This window comes from Aeromicrobium sp. CF3.5 (assembly GCF_051262695.1).
Lineage (GTDB): Bacteria > Actinomycetota > Actinomycetes > Propionibacteriales > Nocardioidaceae > Aeromicrobium.
This window is the reverse complement of record NZ_JBIMEZ010000002.1, coordinates 578,611-595,903: the sequence shown is the minus strand read 5'-3', so window position 1 is coordinate 595,903 and position 17,293 is coordinate 578,611. Positions and strand designations below refer to the sequence as shown.

General features: G+C 71.2%; 16 protein-coding genes and 4 riboswitches. Of the genes, 5 read left to right on the top strand and 11 right to left on the bottom strand.

All coding sequences use genetic code 11. From position 1 onward, the window contains the following. The 7 genes from ACHAA3_RS06525 to ACHAA3_RS06495 form a co-directional block, all read right to left on the bottom strand. Window positions 1–705, bottom strand: a complete 705-nt coding sequence (locus ACHAA3_RS06525; RefSeq protein WP_435708137.1) for an energy-coupling factor ABC transporter permease — start codon at window positions 703–705, stop codon at window positions 1–3. A gap of 23 nt (window positions 706–728) precedes the next feature. Further along, a riboswitch (cobalamin riboswitch) is annotated at window positions 729–847 on the bottom strand. A 15-nt stretch (window positions 848–862) separates the two neighbouring features. Further along, complete coding sequence (locus tag ACHAA3_RS06520) at window positions 863–1,309, bottom strand: histidine phosphatase family protein (protein ID WP_435708228.1); 447 nt, start codon at window positions 1,307–1,309, stop codon at window positions 863–865. Between the two features lie 8 nt (window positions 1,310–1,317). After that, the gene (gene cobA / locus ACHAA3_RS06515) at window positions 1,318–2,313 is read right to left on the bottom strand and encodes a uroporphyrinogen-III C-methyltransferase (RefSeq protein ID WP_435708136.1); all 996 of its coding nucleotides are present in this window, start codon (window positions 2,311–2,313) and stop codon (window positions 1,318–1,320) included. Further along, window positions 2,310–4,763, bottom strand: a complete 2,454-nt coding sequence (locus ACHAA3_RS06510; RefSeq protein ID WP_435708135.1) for a cobyrinate a,c-diamide synthase — start codon at window positions 4,761–4,763, stop codon at window positions 2,310–2,312. Before ACHAA3_RS06510 ends, cobA begins: the two co-directional genes overlap by 4 nt. A 38-nt stretch (window positions 4,764–4,801) precedes the next feature. Continuing rightward, complete coding sequence (gene cobO / locus ACHAA3_RS06505; RefSeq protein ID WP_435708134.1) at window positions 4,802–5,416, bottom strand: cob(I)yrinic acid a,c-diamide adenosyltransferase; 615 nt, start codon at window positions 5,414–5,416, stop codon at window positions 4,802–4,804. Then, on the bottom strand, window positions 5,416–7,521 hold the full coding sequence (locus ACHAA3_RS06500) for a magnesium chelatase subunit D family protein (RefSeq protein WP_435708133.1): 2,106 nt from the start codon (window positions 7,519–7,521) through the stop codon (window positions 5,416–5,418). The genes cobO and ACHAA3_RS06500 overlap by 1 nt, the downstream gene beginning before the upstream one ends. Window positions 7,522–7,568: 47 nt before the next feature. Beyond that, window positions 7,569–7,699: riboswitch (cobalamin riboswitch) on the bottom strand. Between the two features lie 12 nt (window positions 7,700–7,711). Then, window positions 7,712–8,257 (bottom strand): AAA family ATPase, encoded by a 546-nt coding sequence (locus ACHAA3_RS06495; protein ID WP_435708132.1) that lies wholly within the window; start codon window positions 8,255–8,257, stop codon window positions 7,712–7,714. Between the two features lie 55 nt (window positions 8,258–8,312). Here ACHAA3_RS06495 and cbiE point away from each other — a divergent pair, with 55 nt between their 5' ends. Beyond that, entirely contained in the window at window positions 8,313–9,524 is a 1,212-nt protein-coding gene (gene cbiE, locus ACHAA3_RS06490) for a precorrin-6y C5,15-methyltransferase (decarboxylating) subunit CbiE (protein WP_435708131.1), read from the top strand. Then, complete coding sequence (gene cobM, locus ACHAA3_RS06485; RefSeq protein ID WP_435708130.1) at window positions 9,521–10,327, top strand: precorrin-4 C(11)-methyltransferase; 807 nt, start codon at window positions 9,521–9,523, stop codon at window positions 10,325–10,327. Before cbiE ends, cobM begins: the two co-directional genes overlap by 4 nt. Window positions 10,328–10,568: 241 nt before the next feature. Here the strand turns inward: cobM and ACHAA3_RS06480 are convergent, their stop codons facing one another. From ACHAA3_RS06480 to ACHAA3_RS06465, 4 genes are all read right to left on the bottom strand, one after another. Continuing rightward, on the bottom strand, window positions 10,569–12,059 hold the full coding sequence (locus tag ACHAA3_RS06480) for a precorrin-2 C(20)-methyltransferase (protein ID WP_435708129.1): 1,491 nt from the start codon (window positions 12,057–12,059) through the stop codon (window positions 10,569–10,571). After that, complete coding sequence (locus tag ACHAA3_RS06475; RefSeq protein WP_435708128.1) at window positions 12,056–12,706, bottom strand: precorrin-8X methylmutase; 651 nt, start codon at window positions 12,704–12,706, stop codon at window positions 12,056–12,058. Before ACHAA3_RS06475 ends, ACHAA3_RS06480 begins: the two co-directional genes overlap by 4 nt. Then, entirely contained in the window at window positions 12,703–13,590 is an 888-nt protein-coding gene (locus ACHAA3_RS06470; protein WP_435708127.1) for a nitrite reductase, read from the bottom strand. Before ACHAA3_RS06470 ends, ACHAA3_RS06475 begins: the two co-directional genes overlap by 4 nt. A gap of 69 nt (window positions 13,591–13,659) precedes the next feature. Beyond that, complete coding sequence (locus tag ACHAA3_RS06465; protein WP_435708126.1) at window positions 13,660–13,851, bottom strand: hypothetical protein; 192 nt, start codon at window positions 13,849–13,851, stop codon at window positions 13,660–13,662. A 238-nt stretch (window positions 13,852–14,089) separates the two neighbouring features. Next, window positions 14,090–14,270, top strand: a riboswitch (cobalamin riboswitch). Window positions 14,271–14,336: 66 nt separating this feature from the next. Between ACHAA3_RS06465 and ACHAA3_RS06460 the strand changes: the two genes are divergently transcribed. The 3 genes from ACHAA3_RS06460 (at window position 14,337) to ACHAA3_RS06450 (ending at window position 17,144) form a co-directional block, all read left to right on the top strand. Next, a complete protein-coding gene (locus ACHAA3_RS06460) occupies window positions 14,337–15,323 on the top strand; it encodes an ABC transporter substrate-binding protein (protein WP_435708125.1) in 987 nt (328 codons plus the stop codon). A 91-nt stretch (window positions 15,324–15,414) separates the two neighbouring features. Continuing rightward, the gene (locus ACHAA3_RS06455; protein ID WP_435708227.1) at window positions 15,415–16,386 is read left to right on the top strand and encodes a FecCD family ABC transporter permease; all 972 of its coding nucleotides are present in this window, start codon (window positions 15,415–15,417) and stop codon (window positions 16,384–16,386) included. Continuing rightward, window positions 16,383–17,144, top strand: a complete 762-nt coding sequence (locus ACHAA3_RS06450) for an ABC transporter ATP-binding protein (RefSeq protein ID WP_435708124.1) — start codon at window positions 16,383–16,385, stop codon at window positions 17,142–17,144. The genes ACHAA3_RS06455 and ACHAA3_RS06450 overlap by 4 nt, the downstream gene beginning before the upstream one ends. Beyond that, window positions 17,140–17,275, top strand: a riboswitch (cobalamin riboswitch). It overlaps the preceding gene by 5 nt. Window positions 17,276–17,293 lie beyond the last annotated feature (18 nt).

Sequence of the window (17,293 nt, the reverse complement as noted above, 5' to 3'; positions counted from 1 at the left end):
TCAGGCCTCCGTCCGGTCAGCAGGAACGGGTTCGGCGGCTGCAGGGTCCTTCAGGACGCCGAGACGCACCAGCTCGGGCATCGCGACATCGCGCAGGATGCGGATCATCAGCACGCCCACGAGGCCTTCGGCGATCGCGAGGGGAATCTGGGTCACCGAGAAGATCGAGAGGAACTTGGCCGCTGCGCCGAGGAATCCGCTCTCGGGATCGGGAAAGGCCAGGGCCAGCTGCATCGAGGTCGTGCTGTAGGTCGCGAGGTCGGCCAGCGCCATCGCGAAGAACACCGCGAGCGACAGGCCGCCGCCGAGCCTGCCGACGAGCCGGTAGGCGCCGTAGCCCACCCACGGACCCACGATCGCCATCGAGAACGCGTTGGCGCCGAGCGTCGTGATGCCGCCGTGCGCCAGCAGCAGGGCCTGGAACGCCAGCACGACCGTGGCGAGAAAGGCCATGACCGGTGGTCGGAACAGCACTGCGCCCAGGCCGGTGCCGGTGGGGTGGCTGGAGCTGCCGGTCACCGAGGGCAGCTTGATTGCCGACAGCAGGAACGTGAACGCTCCTGCGGCGCCGAGCAGCAGGCGGCTGTCGGGATCGTCGCGGACCTGGCGCACCACGGCGCGAGCTCCGTGGATGACGAACGGGGCTGCGACCGCCGTCCATGCCGCGGCCTGGACCGGCGGCAGAAAACCTTCAGCGATGTGCATGACTCTCCTTGGATGACGCGTCCACTCGAGGCGAAGCATCGGAGAAGTCTCTGACTTCCGGACCACGTGCTGGTCCGGTCACAGTGGCGCGACCGTCCCGGATTTTCGCCGGGTTCCTTGCACCGATGCCTGGATAGCAGAAGTCTCGCACATGTTCTCAGGAGCCGGGATCGATGACCGTGACGGTCCCATCTCGATCAACTGACGTGATCGAGGCGTTGGCCGCCAGGGTGGGCGTGCTCGCGCTCAGCAGGCCGACCGCGAGCCCGATCGTGTCGCCGTGGCTGACCATGACCGTGCTGGCCGGAAGATCGAGATCGAGCAGGATGCGCACGCGCGTCAGGACCGCTGGCAACGACTCGTCGAGCCCCTTCTCCAGCAGCAGGTCCTCGGTCTCGACGGTGAGGCCGAGCCGGTCGGCGATGATCTCGGCCGTCTGCTGGGCGCGCACCGCCGGAGAGCTGAGCACCCGCGTGATGTGAAGCGTTGCCAGCTCCTCAGCGGCGGCGGCGGCCTGCGTGCGGCCGAGGTCGGTGAGGGGTGGCCCCAGCTCCTGACCCTGCATACGATCCACGACGTTCCACGTCGACTGGCCGTGCCGCACCCAGTACGTCACCGGCACAGCCCGGGGATGTCGGCGACCTGACCGACGACCGCCACGGCGGGGGCGCCGATGCCCGAGGTGCGCGCGACCTCGTCGATGTCGCTGACCGTGCCGCGGACCATCCGCTGGCTGGGCATCGCGGCATCGGCGATCACGGCAGCCGGGGTCGTGGGGTCGAGTCCGCCCTCGATGAGCGCGTCGCAGATCGCGCCGAGCGTGCGCACGCCCATCATCACGACGAGCGTGGCGCCGGATCGGGCCAGGGCAGTGAAGTCGAGCGTGCTGTCGGCGTGGCCCGGTGGAACGTGCCCCGAGATCACGGTGAATCCCTGGGTGAGTCCGCGATGGGTGACCGGGATGCCCGCCAGGGCGGGACCCGCGATGGACGCGCTGACGCCCGGCACCAGGCGGGTGGCGATGCCTGCTTCCTGGCACGCCATCAGCTCCTCGCCGCCGCGGCCGAACACGAAGTTGTCGCCGCCCTTGAACCGCACCACGGTGCGACCGGCCCGGGCGTGCTCGACCAGCAGCGCGTTGATGGTGTCCTGCGAGGTCGACCGGCCGCCGGGGATCTTGGCCACGTCGATGATCTCCGCGTCGGGACGTGCCCACTGCAGGGCCGCCAGCGGAGCGAGCCGGTCGGTGACGATGACGTCGGCCTCCTCGATCGCTGTGCGGCCGGCCAGCGTGACCAGCTGCGGATCACCCGGTCCTCCGCCGACCAGGATGACCGAGCCGGTGGTCGGGGTCCGTCCGGCGGGCTCGCCGTCGTCGTGGCCGGTGAGCACGATGGCCGAGGTCCGCACGTCGTCCAGGGTGAGGTCGCGCGCGAGCCACGTCAGCAGTCCGCGATCGGCGAGATCCTCGATCGAGGCCGTCACGTCGGGTGCCACGACGGTGACGTCGGCGCCCGCGTCGAGCAGGGACTGGACCTGGACGGCAGCGCGCGCATCGCCACCGACCACCAGGCCGGCGCGGCCGACGAGACGGTCGAACGTGGTCATCGGCGCATCTCCTTGGAGGCCAGGCCTTCGGCCCGCAGCACGGCGAGCAGCTTGCGGGTCGTGTCGGGGCGCCTCACGGCGATGCGCACCCAGCTGTCGTCGAGGCCGGGGAACGTGTCGGCCCGGCGCAGCGCGTAGCCCGCGTCGCGCAGCTGGGCGTGTGCCCCGCGCCCGATGCGGGCGAGCACGAAGGGTGCCGCGGAAGGGGTCGTCTCGATGCCGAGCTCGCGCAGTCCGTCGGTGAGGACGGCACGATGCTGGGCGGTGCGGGTGGCGCGTCGCGCCTGCTCGGCGAGCGCCTGGTCACCGGCGCAGGCGATCATCGCGGCGGCCGCACTGGACGACACGGACCACTGCGGCTGGTGGGTCCGCAGGTCGGCGACCAGGTCGGCGTTGCCCAGGGCGTATCCCGCGCGGACGCCCGGGATGCTCCAGAGCTTCGTGAGGCTGCGCACGACCAGCAGGCCCGGCAGCGCATGCGAGGCGAGCGAGTTCTGCTCACCGGGCACTGCGTCGAGGAAGGCCTCGTCGACGACGACCAGGCGTCCCGGCGCGAGGAGGTCGCGGATCGTGCGGGCTGGGTGCAGGGTGCCCGTGGGATTGGTCGGATTGCCGATCATCACCAGATCGGCGTCGGTCGGCACCAGGGCCGGGTCGAGGGCGAAGTGCGTGGCGGGGTCGCACAGCACGTGCTCGGGGTGATGGCCGGCGGCGCGCAGGGCAGCATCCGGCTCGGTGAACTGCGGGTGCACCACCACGGGCCGGCGCCAGGGGCGGATTCGCGCGACCAGGCTGAAGACCTCGGCAGCGCCGGCGGTTGCCAGCACCTCCTCGGGGCGGCGGCTGTGGCGGCGGGCGAGGGCGGACTCGGCCTCGGTGGCATCGGGATACGAGCCGATCTCGGACAGGCTCGCCCGCAGCGCGTCGTCGAGCCATCCGGGTCGCGGCTCGTCGTTGACGTTGACCGCGAAGTCGACCAAGCCGGGAGCCAGTTCTCGATCCCCATGCCACGCCCGGGCCTTCGGCCCGGTCCGGGGCTCCGCCCCGGCTGCGCTTCGCGCAGGCGTGTTGCCTCGCTTCGCTCGGCTTGTGGTCACCTCGGGGGTTGCTTCGGGCACCGTGGCTGGTGCCACGTACGCGTGGGCGGCGTCGGCGAAGCGTTGGGCCAGCTGGGGGTGGCCGGCCCAGTGGGTGTGCAGGTACGACGCGGAGAGGGTGTCGGTGCCGAAGCCGTGGCCGGCGCCATCGACGAGCCACGCCGGGTCGCCGGCAGCGGGCGCGATCGTGGTGCGGTGGAACTCATGGCCGGTCACGCGGGTGCCGGCTGGCCCGGACAGCTGGTCGTGCGGCACGACGGCGCTGCGATAGCTCAGTGTCAGGCGCGGCGCCATCACGGCGTCGGCCTCCAGCGCCCCGACCATGGGGACGCCGTCGACGGTGCGGCACAGGTACAACAGACCGGCGCACTCGGCGACCGTCGGCAGACCGTCGGCGATCGCCGTGCGCAGCGATTCGCGCAGAGCCGCATTGGCCGCCAGCCCGGTGGCGTGCACCTCGGGGAATCCGCCACCCAGGTACAGGCCGGCGGTGTCGTCGGGCAGCGCGGAGTCGTGGAGCGGGTCGAACGTCACGACCTCGCAACCGGCCGCACGCAGCAGCTCCTCGGTCTCGGCGTAGCGGAAGGTGAAGGCTCGTCCGCCAGCCATCGCGACGACGGGTCGGCGGGTGCTGGCAGCGGTCACCTCGGCGGCCGGGTCCCACGGCTCGTCGTGGAGGTCCGGCGCCGTGCTCGCGAGGGCCAGCAGCTGTTCCAGGTCGATCTTCTCGGCGATCTGGTCGGCCAGACGGTCGAGGGTGTGGGCGGCGTCATCGCGCTCGTCGGCGGGCACGAGGCCCAGGTGACGCGACGGCGCGACGATGCCGTCGTCGCGCTGCAGCACTCCGAGCACCGGTACGCCGGTGGACTCCAGGGCGGCGACGACCTCCGTCGAGTGACGCACCGAGCCTGCCTTGTTGACGATGACGCCGACGATGCGCACGGACGGGTCGAACGCGACCATGCCCTGCACGACGGCGGCGATCGACCGCGACGCGTGCGAGATGTCCACGACCAGCACCACGGGGGTGCGGGTGACGGTGGCGACGTGGGCCGTCGAGGCGAAGCCGTTGCCGCCCATCTGACCGTCGTACAGGCCCATGACACCCTCGATGATGGCGACATCGGCGTCCTGCGACCCGTGCAGCAGCAGCGGCACGAGGCGTTCCTCGCCCACCATGTGCGGGTCGAGGTTGCGACCGGGCTTGCCGGTGGCGAGCGCGTGATAGCCCGGATCGATGTAGTCCGGACCCACCTTGTGGCACGAGACATCGAGGCCCGATCGCCGCAGTGCCGCCATCAGGCCGGTGGCGATCGTCGTCTTGCCGTGGCCCGAAGCAGGGGCGGCAATCACGAGCCGAGGCAGTCGATGGGGCTGGGACCCCGAAAGGCTTACCACTCGATCCCCCTCTGGCCCTTCTGGCCGCGGTCGAACGGATGCTTGACATGCTGCATCTCGGTGACCAGGTCGGCGATCTCGATCAGACGGGGATCGGCGTCGCGTCCGGTGATCACGACGTACTGGCGACCGGGGCGCTGCGCGAGGGTCTGGACGACGTCGTCGACGTCGACCCAGCCCCACTTCATCGGGTAGGTGAACTCGTCGAGCACGTAGAGGTCGTGGCGCTCGGCGGCGATGCGGCGCTTGACCTCGGCCCACCCCTCGGCGGCATCGGCGGCATGGTCCTCGTCGGACCCCTCCTTGCGCGACCACGACCAGCCCGAGCCCATCTTGTGCCACTCGACGGGCCCGCCCACGCCGGTCTCGGTGTGCAGGTCGGCGAGACGTTCGAGCACGGTCTGCTCGCCGATGCGCCACTTGGCGGACTTCACGAACTGGAAGACGCCGATGTCCCAGCCCTGGTTCCAGGCGCGCATCGCCAGGCCGAAGGCGGCGGTCGACTTTCCCTTGCCCGGTCCGGTGTGCACCATGACGAGCGGCTGATGCCGGCGCTGCTTGGTGGTGAGGCCGTCATCGGCGACGGTCAGCGGCTGACCCTGGGGCATCAGGCGGCACCCCTGACGCCATCGCCGACCAGTCCAGAGGTGCTGCCCCGCACGACGTCGGTGATGGCGTCGGCGCTGACCTCGCCCAGCGGCACGTACTCCGCGAGCAGGTGGTGGGCCAGCTCCTGGGCCAGGCCCATGCGGAACTTTCCGGTCTCGCAGTCGATCACCAGGCTGGCCAGACCGCTGGCTCCGAGGTGCGCGGCGACCTGGTGGGCGCGCTGCACGGCACGCTCGCCGTGGGTCGCGCGGCCGTCGGTGATGACCACGAGCAGCGGACGCCGGCGCGGATCGCGCACCCGCTCGAGACGCAGGACGTCGGCGGTCTTCAGCAGGCCCTCGGCCAACGGGGTGCGGCCGCCGGCAGGAAGCTCGGACAGACGGGCTGCGGCGATGTCGATGGAGCCCGTGGGTGGTAGCGCCAGATCGGCCGAGTCGCCCCGGAACGTGATCAGCCCGACCTTGTCGCGACGCTGGTACGCGTCCATCAGCAGCGACAGGATCGCGGTCTTGACCTGCTCCATGCGGCGGCGTGCGGCCATCGATCCGGAGGCGTCGACGCAGAACAGGATCAGGTTGGACTCGTGGCCCTCCTTGATCGCGATCCGCAGGTCGGAGGCGTCGAAGGCGAGCCCCTTGCCCCGCCGCTGGCGTCCGGCCTGGTGGGGTGCGGCGGCACGGATCGTCTCGGTCAGGTGGATGGATCCGCCCTGGTCGACGCGCCGTGCGGCGCCGATGCGGCGGCCGGTCTCGGTGATGGCGCGCGACCGACGACCGGACTCGCCCGCTCCCAGACCCGACACGGTGAACATCTTGGGCCGGTACGGCTGCTGCGGAGCCGCGACGGTCGTCTCGCCGCCCGCCGACGAGCCACCCTGGTCCGCCGACGAGTCACGCTGGTCGGCTGACGAGTCACGCTGGTCGGCTGAGGAGTCACCGGGGGTGGTCTCGCCGTCATCAGGAGGGGAAGCGTCCTGAGCTTCATCGCCCTCGGCTCCCTGGCTGGGCGCGTCGGCCTGGTCGTCGCCGTCGTCGTCGTCGTCGTCGTCGGTCGGGTCGTCGGGCGTGGGGGGCGGTGGTTCGTCGTCGCCGAGGATCGCGTCGAGCAGGTCCTCGTCGATGCCCGGAGCGTCGAACGGGTTGCGACGGCGGCGGTGGGGCAGGGCCAGCAGTGCGGCGGCGCGCACGTCCTCGCGCAGCACGTCGGTGCGTCCGTTCCATGCCGCGTGGGCCGCGGCGGTGCGCGCGGTGACGATGTCGGCACGCATGCCGTCGACCTCGAACGCGGCGCAGACCTCGGCGATCTTGAGCAGTGCCCAGTCGCTGAGCTCGACCTGCTCGACGAGCTTCTGCGCGGCAGCGATGCGATCGGTGAGCTGGGCCTCGGAGTCGGCGAACCGGGCGGCGAATCCTTCGGGGTCGGTCTCGTACGCGATGCGGCGGCGCACGACCTCGACCCGGGACGCAGGATCGCGTGAGGCGGCGACCTCGACGGTCAGGCCGAAGCGGTCGAGCAGCTGCGGTCGCAGCTCGCCCTCCTCGGGATTCATGGTGCCGACCAGCACGAACCGGGCGGCGTGCTCGACCGAGATGCCGTCGCGCTCGACCGTGGAGCGCCCCATCGCCGCCGCGTCGAGCAGCAGGTCGACCAGGTGGTCGTGCAGCAGATTGACCTCGTCGACGTAGAGGATGCCGCGGTGCGCGCGGGCCAGCAGGCCGGGTTCGTACTCGGTGACGCCGTCGGACAGCGCCTTCTCCAGGTGCAGCGAGCCGAGCACGCGGTCCTCGGTGGCACCGACGGGCAGCTCGACGAGCCGGACAGGACGAGTCTCGACGTCGTGATCGGCGCCGAACGGACCGTCGGGCGACGTGGCGCCCGCGTCGTGGGGGTCGGTCGAGAACCGGTCGCCCGCGACGACGTCGATGTGCGGCAGCACCGAGGCCAGAGCGCGGACGACTGTCGACTTGGCCGTGCCCTTCTCGCCGCGGATCAGGACGCCGCCGATGGACGGTGAGATGGTCGACAGGGTGAGGGCGAGCGCCATGTCGCCCATCTGGTGGGGCTCGGCGCCGACCACTGCGGTCAGCGGGTAGTGCTGTGGCATGTGGGGCTCCCGCTCGTCTGCCGACGTCCGATGGGGCAGATCGCGTCCACCGGTTCAGGCGCGAGGCCGGTCTTCGGACTTCCAGTCGGAACTGGTCACCGCAGCGGGCCCTGTGCCGGATTCTCACCGGCTTCCCGATTCTCCTCGCACGCGAGGCACCTCGAGCCTGTCGCCGCAAGGGTAGCGCGCATCAGAGCCGCGCGATCCAGTGCTCGACCTCGCTCGGCGTGCGCAACCTGACGACGGGCAGGAGCGGGTGCACCTGCTGCACCGCCGGCACGTCGGCAGCGAGGCGGTGGCGGGTCTTGATCGACCACCGCACGATGTGGTCGCGGTCGGTCATGAACGTCCACAGGGGCGGCTCGACGTTTCCGTTCCACAGCTGCTCGCGCCGCAGTCGCCGCCGCACCGTTCGGGCGACAACCCGGCGCAGCGTCGTGCGGAACGGCAGATCGAGCCACACCAGCAGATCGGCCCGCGCCGCCACCACGGGCCGGGCCGGCGCGTACTGCCACTCCGTGATCCACCGATCGGTCTGCGTGAAGGCCACCACGTCGTCGAGGAACTCGGCGCGGGGCTGCCAGTCGGGTCCGTGGAACAAGGCGTCGATCTCGATGTGGGGCAGGTCGAGACGTGCCGCCAGGTGCTGCGCGAGCGTCGTCTTGCCGGTGCCGCTCGTGCCGGCGATGACGATTCGATGCGGTCGCGCGGGCAGCGGGTCGGTCGATCGGAGCACCGGTCCACTGTAGGGCGGTGGGACCGCCGCGGGGCGAGGGATATCGTCGTGCCCCATGAGTGCTCAGGTCACGGTCGTCGGCATCGGCGCGGACGGCTGGACGGGACTGACCCAGACCGCCCGCGACGTCGTCGCCGCGGCCGACGTGGTCCTCGGCGGCGAGCGTCACCTCGCCCTGCTGCCGGACACCGATCACGACCAGATCCATCAGGCGTGGCCGGCACCACTGCGGGCCGGGCTCCCCGATCTGCTGGCCGCTCACCAGGGCCGCACCGTCGTGGCGCTCGCCTCCGGCGATCCCCTTGTCTCGGGCATCGCGACCACGCTGGTCGAGGTGCTGGGAGCTCAGGCGGTGGAGGTGCTGCCGTCGCTGTCGTCGGTCGCCCTGGCCCGGGCGCGCATGCGCTGGTCGGATGAGTCCACCGAGGTGATCACCCTGGTCGGCCGCGACGTCCGCACCGTCGTGCGCATCCCGGCCCCCGGGCGACGACTGCTGGTGCTCTCCTCCGACGGCTCGACGCCCGCCGAGGTCGCACTCCTGCTGACCGAGGCCGGGTACGGGGCCAGCGTCATGGTTGTCCTCGCCGACCTCGGCGCCGACGAGGAGTCCCGGCGCGACGGCGTCGCCGCGTCGTGGGGCACCGAGCCGTCCCCGGGCCTGAACGTGATCGCGATCGAGCAGGTCAGCTCCGGCGCCCGCATCCTCGGGCTCGCGTCCGGCCTGCCTGACGATGCCTTCGACCACGACGGACAGATCACCAAGCGCGACGTGCGCGCCTCGGCGCTGGCCCGGCTCGCACCGACACCCGGCCAGCTGCTGTGGGACGTCGGCGCCGGCGCCGGATCGGTCGCGGTCGAGTGGATGCGGGCGCACCCGGCCTGTCGTGCGGTCGCCGTCGAGCAGCGCGCCGAACGGGCCGACCGGATCGGCCGCAACGCGGCGATGCACGGTGTGCCGGGCCTCGAGATCGCGATCGGGCACGCGCCCGACGCCCTCGCCGACCTGCCCGCTCCCGACGCCATCTTCGTCGGCGGCGGCGCCACCGAACCGGGTCTGCTCGACGCCTGCTGGCAGGTCCTTGCGCCCGGCGGCCGGCTCGTCGTGCACGGGGTGACGCTGCAGACCGAGGCGCTGCTGGCGCACCAGTTCGCCGAGCGCGGCGGCGAGCTGACCCGCCTGCACGTCGAGCACGCGGCACCCATCGGATCATTCACCGGCTGGACACCGTCGCGCGCCATCACCCAGTGGTCGGTGACGAAGTCGTGACTGATTCCACCGCGCCCGAGTCCGGCGTGCCATCTTCGCCCGAGTCCGGCGTGCATTTCGTGGGCGCCGGCCCGGGCGCCGCCGACCTGCTGACCCTGCGGGCGGTCGCGCTGCTGGCTGCGGCCGATGTCTGTGTCTACGCGGGCACGTACCTCGATGCCGAGGTGCTCAGCCACTGCCGTGACGGCGTCGACCTGGTCGACACGCAGGATCTCGATCTCGACCAGATCACCGCCCGACTCGTCGATGCCCACACCGCTGGCCTGTCGGTGGTTCGTCTCTGCTCCGGGGACCCGTCGGTGTACTCGGCCCTGCACGAGCAGGCCCGTCGCCTCGACGCACACGGCGTGCCGTGGGACGTCACCCCCGGCGTCCCGGCGTATGCGGCCGCCGCAGCCCTGCTCCGCGCCGAGCTGACGGTGCCCGAGGTCGCGCAGTCCGTCGTCATCACGCGGGCGCAGGCCCGGTCCACCGTGATGCCGTCCGGTGAGAAGCTGGCCGCGTTCGCCGCGACCGGCTCGACGCTCGCGCTGCATCTCGCCATCACCCGCACCCGCGAGCTGGCCGCCGAGCTGATCGACCACTACGGTCCGGACTGCCCGGTCGCGGTGGTCGCCCACGCGACCCAGCCGACCGAGGTCGTCCTGCGCGGGATACTGGCCGACATCGCCGATCAGGTCGAGGCCGCTGGCCTGCGCCAGGCCGCCGTCATCCTGGTGGGACCTGCGCTGGCGCCGGATGTCCGTGGCGCGGAGTCCTACCTTTACGACCCGGCTCGGGACCGAACGGCGAAGAACCGCTGAGGACGGGAGCGGTGGGTGGCGGCGCTCGCTTGGGCCCGCGAGCGGTGATCTGGCGTCCCATCAGAGGGGTTGAAAGGACGCCAACCCACCGCCCCCTGTGACTGGTAGGACTGAAGTGATCAGTGAGGCTTGAGTGGCTGGGGAGTCACCGCGGGATCACCTCGAGCGTCCGATCCAGACCCGGCCCACGCTGTCATCCCCAGCCCCGGCGAAGCCGGCCCCGACCCAGCAGCAACGAGAGCTACTCGACGAATCGAGGCGTCCACACCTGACCGGCCGCTGTCACCCGGGTCGAGGACGCGCCGATGATCAGCAGGCACTTCATGTCGACGGTCTCGGGATCGAGGTCGGCGAGCGTCGTGACGGTGAGCGACTCCTCGTCGCGGCCGACGTCGCGCCCGACGACGACCACGGTGTCGGGGGAGCGGTGCTCGAGCAGGAGGCGCTGGGCATCGGCGACCTGGGTGGTGCGGCTGCGCGAGCGGGGGTTGTAGATCGCGAGCACCAGGTCGGCCTCGGCGACGGCGCGCAGACGGCGCTCGATCAGGTCCCACGGCTTGAGCCGGTCCGACAGGCTCATCACGGCGAAGTCGGCGCCGATCGGCGCACCGGCAGCGGCGGCCACGGCCTGGACGGCCGAGACGCCGGGCAGGACTCGAACCGGCACGTCGGCGAACTCGGGTCGCTCGGCGGCCTCGAAGATCGCCGACGCCATGCCGAAGATGCCGGCGTCGCCGCCCGAGACCACGGCCACCCGCTGACCTGATCGGGCCAGCTGGAGCGCCAGAGCGGCACGATCGACCTCCACCGTGTTGCCCGATGAGTGTCGGGTCAGGCCCACGCGCTGGGGCACCCGATCGACGTAGGGTGCGTAACCGATCACGTGCTCGACCGTCGCAAGCGCTTCGGTCACCTCGGGCGTCAGCCATCGATCGGGGCCGGGGCCGAGTCCGATGACCAGGACCTCGGCGGCGTCCGCCGTGACGGGCTCGGCCGGGACGGGGCGTTCACGAGGATCGTCTCCGGGTACCACGATCAGGGAGAAGTACGGCACCGAATCGGGGTCGACGTCGGCCACCGGCATGCGGCGCTCCTCGGTCATCGAGGCACGCTCTACGTAGATCGCGTCGTCGAGGCGACCGGCCTGGCGCAGTGCGTCGAGGACACCACGGAAGGTGCGGCCGAGCTTCATGATGATGGCGGCGTCGGTGTCCGCGAGGCGTCGGGCGAGCTCGGGAACGGGCAGGGTCCCGGGCAGCACGGTCAGCACGCCGGTCTGCTTGACCAGAGGCAGCGCCGCACCGGCGGTGGCCGCGGCGAACGCGGGGATGCCGGGGACGACCTCGGTGGCAAAGCGCGGAGACAGCATCTCGTGCACGTACATGTAGGAGCCGTAGAACAGCGGATCGCCCTCAGCGAGCACCACCACGGTGCGGCCCGCCTCGAGGTGGGAGGCCAGGCGCGCGGCGCACTCGACGTAGAAGTCGGCCATCGCCCCGGCATAGCCGCCGGGATGGTCGGTGCTGCCGGTGGTCACCGGGTACTCCAGCACCTCCTCGACGACATCGTCGGGGAACAGGCCGGCTGCGATGCGACGGGCGTTCGACTGCTTGCCGGCACCTTGGTGGAAGGCGATGACGTCGGCCGAGCCGATCAGTCGGGCTGCCTTGAGCGTGATCAGCTCGGGGTCGCCCGGGCCGACGCCCACGCCGTACAGGCGACCGGGGGTCACTCCTTCTCCTGCGCCAGCGCGTTGATCGCCGACGCGGCCATCGCAGAGCCGCCGCGACGGCCATGCACCGTCAGGAACGGAATGTCGAGACTGAAGTTCTCGAGCGCCTGCTTGGACTCCGAGGCACCGATGAAGCCCACCGGGGTGCCGATGATCGCGGCCGGGCGCGGACCTCCGTCCAGCAGCATCTCCAGCAGGTGGAACAGGGCCGTCGGAGCATTGCCGAAGGCCACGACGGCGCCCTCGAGATGATCGGCCCACAACGACACGGCGGCAGCCGACCGGGTGGTGCTCCACGCCGCGGCGAGACCCGGCACCCGCTCGTCGCGCAGGAAGCACATCACCTCGTTGTCAGCGGGCAGACGGGCCCGCGTGACACCGCTGGCGACCATGGTGGCGTCGGTGATGATCGGCGCCCCGGCCTGCAGGGCGCCGCGGGCCGACGTGACGAGGTGATCGTGGATCGACAGGTCGGTGGTCAGGTCGGTCTGGCCGCACGCGTGCACCATGCGGACCGCGACCTTCTCGGCGTCGGCCGGGAGGCGCGACAGATCGGCCTCGGCGCGGATCGTCGCGAACGAGTCGTCATAGATGTCCGAACCACTGTCGACGTAGTCGTAGTGGCGGGTGGGTCGTTGCAACGTCATGCGGAGGTCTCCGGGTCGGGGATGAGCAGGCTGCGCCACGGGGTGACGACCACCTCGGTGCCGGCGCGGGTCAGCACGTCATCGACGAGATCGCGGTGGAGGATGCCGTCCATGACGGCGAAGTGCTCGATGCGCCGCCCGTCGCCCGCACTGATGATGCCGTGTGGCACGGGCAGCGAAGAGACGTGGGTGCGGCCGTCGCGGGCGAAGTGGATGCCGAGCAGCGACTGACCTCCGCCCGGCAGCTCGTCGACGTGCCAGGGCGCGACGCCACCGTCGGGTGTCGCCTCGGCAGCGGCGTCCAGGAATCGCTTGGCGTGCACGACCAGCGTCTCGGCGGCCGCGCCCAGCTCGACGACCAGACCCCAGGCGGTTCCCACCCGCAGCTGGACGTGGGCGTCGTCGACCGCCATCAGCCCGAGGTCGAACGAGCGATCCGCGACATCGCCGCGACCGTCGTCGAGCACGAACAGGAATCGGCCGGCGAGATCGGTGAAGGCCGGCTCTGCACACAGCAGGCGGTCGAGCTCGTGCGCCACGGGCCGCAGGTCGATCTGACCGCCGGACAGTCCTGTCAGGGGCGAGACCATGATGTTGCGGATCAGCTCGTGCGTCGGGCTGGGCAGCAGCCCGGCAGCCGTGATGGCCTCGACGAGGTCGGGGGAGACCGCCCCGTCCTCGTGGGCGATGCCCCGCAGCTGCAGGTTGGTGCGCTTGGTCAGCAGCACCTCGCCGTCGCCGAAGTCGTCGGCGATGTCGACGATCGCATCGAGCGCCGCGGTCGACAGGGCGCCGCCGATCAGCCGCAGCCGCACGATCGCGCCGTCCTCGGCGATCCACGGGCGCAGCACGCCGGGGCAGCGGTCAGCGTGGGTGCGGGTCACCGTCTCATCGTAGGGAGGTCGCCCCGGGCGCGGCGATGGCGCCGGGGGCCATTCATCGAGTCCTGACACCTAGGCGCGAACGTACCCCCGGCGCACGGTGCGGTCGAGGATGCCGAGGGTCCCGCGCAGATTGGTCTCGGACACGACGGGGAACACTCCCGCGTCCTTCCAGTCCTGAGATGCGTGTGACCAGTCGTAGATCGAGGTCACCAGCGTCCCGCCGTCGCTCGGTGTCAGGCGGTATCCGTAGCGGTGGCCCATGCCGGGCCGCACCCGGCCGAGGATCGACCAGGTGATCAGTCGGTCCTGCTCGAAGCCCTCGACCGTGACCTCGACGTCGTAGGTGCCGTAGCCGGGGACAGCACGGCAAAGACGTCGGCAGCCGGGGCGGGAATGAAGCGCTCGACCTCGATGAGTTCTGTCATGGATCCAGTTTCACCGACGATGCCAGCTGCGTCGATGCGTCCAGGGCCGGAGCCGCGGATCGGGCCGGGCAGGTCTGTTACGTTCGACGGGCCAGTCAACTCATCACGAGCAGGGAACCCGGTGCGAGTCCGGGACTGTCGCGCAGCGGTGAGGGTGACGGGTGGAGCACCATGCCACTGGACCGTGACGGTCTGGGAAGGCGCGCCGCCCGGTCGATCCCGAGTCCGAAGACCTGCTGGCCGTGGAACACCCGTTCCACGTACACCGCCCAGAAGGCCTCGCGAAAAGGCCTTCGGACCCGAAGGCGACACCCGACGTCCATGCGACCCACCCGACCCCTCGCCGCTCTCGTTCCGTTGGCAGCGCTCGCCGCCGCCTGCGGAGGAGCTCCTGAGATCGATGCCGCGGCGGCCGCCTCTTCGGCCAGCCATCCCGTCACGATCGAGAACTGCGGCTTCACCACCACCGTCGACGCGCTGCCCGAGCGGGCCATCACGATGAATCAGGGCGCGACCGAGGTGATGCTCGCGCTGGGTCTGCAGGACCAGCTGGCCGGCACCGCCTACCTCGACGACTCGGTCCCGCCGAAGTGGAGGGCCGCCTACGACTCGGTCGAGGTGCTCTCGACGGAGTACCCGGCTCATGAGGCGCTTCTCGCCGTCCGGCCCGACTTCGTCTATGCGTCGTACGTCAGTGCCTTCGATGCGCAGGCCGCTGGCCCCGCCGCCGACCTGGCCGAGCTGGGTATCGGCTCGTTCACCTCACCGCTCGGGTGCGGCGACGAGTCCGCAGGCGCAGAGGTCTCGTTCGAGACCGTGTGGGACGAGATCGACACCGTCGCCGAGGTGTTCGGCGTGCCGGACCGCGCCGAGGCGATCAGGGCCGACCAGGAGGAGGCACTGGCCTCGCTCGCGGAGTCCGGGGCCGGCGAGGACACCGACATCTTCTGGTTCGACTCCGGCGACAAGGTCGCGCTGGCCGGAGCCGGTGAGGGCGGCCCGCAGCTGATCATGGATGCGGTCGGCGCCACCAACGTGTTCGCCGATCTCGACGGTGGCTGGGCCGACGTCAGCTGGGAGCGGGTCATCGCAGCAGATCCGGAGGTCATCGTGCTCGGCGATGCCTCGTGGTCGTCGGCGCAGGACAAGATCGACCTGCTCGAGAAGGACCCGGCGCTGAGCAGGCTCTCGGCCGTTCGCGACGCGCAGCTCGTGATCCTGCCGTACTCGGAGACCACGCCCGGCGTCCGGCTGGCCGATGGAGCCCAGGCCGTCGCCGACAGTCTCGCCGATCTCGGCCGCGGCTGACGTGCACCAGCAGCGCCCCAGCACGCTGCCCGCCCCACCCCGGACGGCGGTGGTGCCGGGCCTGACCCTGGCCGGTGTCCTCGTCGCGACGATGATCCTCGCGCTGGGCATCGGGGCGGTCGCGATACCGTCCGGCACCGTGATCGACGTCCTCGGACAGCGCTTCGGCCTGGACATCGACGTGGCCCTGCTCGACGACCAGATCGTCTGGCAGCTGCGGATGCCCCGGGTGCTCGGGGCTGCTGCCACGGGCGCGGGCCTCGCGATCTGCGGTGCGGTCCTGCAGTCGCTGACCCGCAACGACCTGGCCGATCCCTATCTGCTGGGCATCTCCGGGGGAGCGGCGGTGGGCGCCGTCAGCGTCATCGTCCTCGGCGCCAGCGTCGTGGGGCTCATCTCGGCCACAATGATCACCCTCGGAGCCTTCGTCGGTGCACTGGTGGCGCTGGTGCTCGTGCTGGTGCTCGCCACAGGACGCTCCGGTGCTCTGCCGCCGTCACGAACGGTGCTGGCCGGAGTCGCCGTGGGCCAGATCTGTGCTGCGTACACGTCCTTCGTCGTCATCACGAGCGGTGACCGCGATGCCGCCCGACGGGTGCTCAGCTGGACGCTGGGATCCCTCGCCGGGGTGCGCTGGGAGTCGGCGGCCTTCCTGTGCGCAGCCGTCCTGGTCGCGGTGGCCGTCATCATGGCCTTCGCCTCCGATCTCGACGCCTTCGCCTTCGGCGAGTCGTCCGCCGGCTCGCTGGGAGTCTCGATCACCGCGACCCGCTGGACCCTGCTGGTCGGCACTGCGCTGCTGACGGCTTCGCTCGTCGCGTTCACCGGGGCCATCGGCTTCGTGGGACTCGTGGTCCCCCACCTCATCCGACTGGTGTGGGGGCCGTCGCACCGACGACTCCTGCCGCTGAGCGCACTGGCCGGCGCGGTGCTGCTGGTCGTCGCCGACACCCTGGCCCGGTCGTTGGTGTCTGGTCAGGAGATCCCCATCGGCGTGGTCACCGCTGTGGTGGGTGCTCCGGTCTTCGCCTGGCTGCTGCGCCGCGCGGGGAGGGACTCATGAGGATCTCGGTCGACTCGGTGGACTGGGGCGTCAAGGGCCTGACGATCCTGCACGACGTGTCGGCGGAGTTCCCCGACGGCACGGTCACCGGTCTGATCGGACCGAACGGCTCGGGCAAGACCTCCTTGCTGCACCTGCTCGCCGGACTGCGGCGGCCGATGCGCGGACGGGTCGACGTCGGGGGAGCGGACCTGCACGCCTGGTCGACGAGCATGCGGGCGAAGCGGATCGCGCTGCTGGAGCAGCACGCCTCGACCACGCTCGACCTCACGGTCCGACAGGTCGTCGAGCTGGGTCGGATCCCGCACCGAGGACGGTGGCCCGGTCGACTCGACGAGGGCCGGGAGCAGATCGACGAGGCGCTGCGACTCGGACGCGTGCTGGACCTCGCCGATCGCCGGTGGCAGACGCTGTCCGGTGGCGAGCGTCAGCGGGTGCAGCTGGCCCGCGCCCTGGCGCAGGAGCCCTCGTTGCTGATGCTCGACGAGCCCACCAACCACCTCGACCTCGGACATCAGATCGACTTCCTCGAGACGGTTCGAAGCCTCGGCCTCACCACGGTCGCCGCCCTGCACGATCTCGATCTCGCGGCCGCCTTCTGCGACCGGCTCGTGGTGCTCGACGGAGGGCACGTCGTGGCCGCCGGTGCGGTCGAGGACGTCCTGTCGGCGCAGCTGGTGCACGAGGTGTACGGCGTCCGCACGACGATCGAGCGTCATCGCGATGCCGACCGTCTGCACGTGGTGTGGCACCGATGAGGGCTGCCGTCCCGGTCGGTAGGCTTCCCACGACTTCCGCGTCGCAGGAATCCGGTGACACTCCGGAGCGGTTCCGCCACTGTGAAGGCCGACAGGCCAAGCCAGACACTGGGCACGGACTGACCCATCACTTCCAACCGGGGCGAGAA